The organism is Colwellia sp. BRX8-7 (genome assembly GCF_014077275.1).
Lineage (GTDB): Bacteria > Pseudomonadota > Gammaproteobacteria > Enterobacterales > Alteromonadaceae > Colwellia_A.
In genome coordinates this window covers 1-433 of record NZ_JACGVP010000096.1, presented here as the reverse complement: position 1 = coordinate 433, position 433 = coordinate 1, and the positions used below count along the sequence as shown (strand labels likewise).

The following is a 433-nucleotide window of genomic DNA, read 5'->3' as shown; positions in this document are numbered from 1 at the left end:
TAACGCTTACATAAGCGGAAAATTATAGTTGGCTAAAATTTTGAGGAACGAAAAACAGCCAACTGTAAATTTTCCGTTTAATGTTCTTGTTATATTTCGTCAAACCACCAAGCCTTAGTGTCATGAGAATAAACCTCACAAGGCCCAAGTGGAAAAGTACAATAATACATTTCTAAGCCTTTATCACCTTTAACCACTCCAAAGCTGGATGGATTAAAACTAGGTAAATTAATCCCTGTAACTAAAACTAGATCATCGATACTTTTTATCGAGTCTATTTCAGCCTTCGGTAGCATTTCCAATTTACTAGAATAGCTTAGGAGCAATTCTCTAGATTGATCATCAAAGTAGTTACTCGCAAATGGCCAAGAAACAAAAATTAGAACAACTAAAGTTAGACTTATAATCAATACTTTCATGAGAAATATAACGC

At 33.7% G+C, this 433-nt stretch carries 1 protein-coding gene; it reads right to left on the bottom strand.

What is annotated here, in order from left to right:
• Nucleotides 1-89 precede the first annotated feature (89 nt).
• The coding region (locus H4J57_RS19585) for a hypothetical protein (protein WP_220470345.1) at nucleotides 90-433 on the bottom strand (344 nt) is incomplete at its 5' end.